2 protein-coding genes are annotated in these 1,525 nt (G+C 72.0%); one reads left to right on the top strand and one right to left on the bottom strand.

Annotated elements, in window-relative coordinates; genetic code table 11:
* A partial coding sequence (locus J7523_RS20640) for a LacI family DNA-binding transcriptional regulator (RefSeq protein WP_363267408.1) occupies window positions 1-102 on the bottom strand: 102 nt, incomplete at its 3' end.
* Between the two features lie 111 nt (window positions 103-213).
* Here J7523_RS20640 and J7523_RS19955 point away from each other — a divergent pair.
* On the top strand, window positions 214-1,386 hold the full coding sequence (locus J7523_RS19955; RefSeq protein WP_291890476.1) for an ATP-binding protein: 1,173 nt from the start codon (window positions 214-216) through the stop codon (window positions 1,384-1,386).
* Window positions 1,387-1,525: the final 139 nt, after the last annotated feature.

The following is a 1,525-nucleotide window of genomic DNA, read 5'->3' as shown; positions in this document are numbered from 1 at the left end:
CGCCACCGTCGCGTCCGGGAACCGCTTGCGGCCCGACAGCACGTTCGACACCGTGCTCGGCGCGACGCCCGCGTCGGCCGCGACGTCCCGGATGGTGGCCATGCGGGTCAGGGTATGCGGGTGGGCTGTCGGCGGGGCCTGTTCGCCGCGAGAGGTGTACAACCTTAGATGAAGGTGTAGGGCGATTCGCTATACCGCTGTATGATCCCCTTCATGGATCCCGCGCTCAACCCATACGCGCCCGGGTCGGGCCTGAGACCGCCCGCGATGGTCGGGCGGGAAGCGCAGGTGGAGGCGTTCGACACGGTGGTGGCACGCACCGGCAACCACCTGCACAACCGAGGCATGGTGCTCTCGGGGCTCCGCGGCGTGGGCAAGACGGTCCTCCTCAACGAGCTCCGCGCCCACGCCGACTCCCACGGCTGGTTCACCGTGGCGATCGAGGCCGTTCCCGGCGACGCCGGGGCGCGTGCGGTGCGAGGGAAGCTCGCGCGCGAGCTCCTGGTGGCGGCTCGCCGCTACAACCGTCCGGGCGCCCGTGAGCGGCTGAAGGGTGTACTCGGCAGCATCGGGTCGTTCTCGGCGACCATCGGGGTCGCAGGCGTGTCCCTGGGGATCGGGACCACCGAGGGGCGTGCCGATACCGGCCAGGTCGACCTCGACCTCGAGGAGATGGTCGACGACGTTGCGACGGCGCTGCGGCCGGAGGGCAAGGGCTTCGCCATCTTCATCGACGAGATGCAGGACGTCGACGACGAGCTCCTGACGGCGCTGCTCGCCGTGCAGCACGCCGCGGGGCAGCGACAGTGGCCCTTCTACGTCATCGGCGCCGGTCTCCCGAGCCTCCCGTCCACACTCAGCGAGTCGCGTTCCTATGCCGAGCGCTTGTTCGACTACCACGAGATCGGGCCCCTGAGCCGCGACGCCGCCGGTGCTGCGCTGGCCACGCCAGCGGAGAGGGTCGGGGCGAGATATGGCGCGGAGGCGCTCGACCTCCTCGTCGAGGCAGCCGCGGGCTACCCCTACTTCCTCCAGGAGTACGGCAAGGCCATCTGGGACGTCGCACCGGCGAAGGTGTTCACCGAGGCGGACGCCGAGCGCGCGCTCGAGCTCGGGCGCGCGCAGCTCGACCAGGGCTTCTTCCCGGCGCGGTGGGATCGAGCGACACCCGCAGAGCGCGCGTACCTGCGCGCGATGGCCGAGGACGGCGACGGGGGGTCGCGGAGCGGCGAGGTCGCCCGTCGACTCGGCAAGCAGATCGGGAGCCTCGGGCCTACCCGGGCGCAGCTCATCGCGAAGGGTCTGGTGTACGCGCCCGAGCATGGCCGGATCGCCTTCACCGTCCCCGGCATGTCCGACTACATCGGGCGGCAGCACGCCGAGTAGGTCGGGGTGGGCGTGAGCCGGCACGGTGCGACGAGGGGTCGCGGCGACGCGGGGGCCCGGCGGGGTGGAGCGTCGTCCCGTCCCGGTGGTGCCCGGCCGCGCCGCGCGCGACGATGCGGGCATGGCCACGCAGACGTTC

The organism is Cellulomonas sp. (assembly GCF_017744555.1).
In the GTDB taxonomy this organism is placed as follows: domain Bacteria; phylum Actinomycetota; class Actinomycetes; order Actinomycetales; family Cellulomonadaceae; genus Cellulomonas.
Note: the sequence above shows the minus strand (reverse complement) of the source record. Positions and strands in the feature narration are given on the sequence as shown.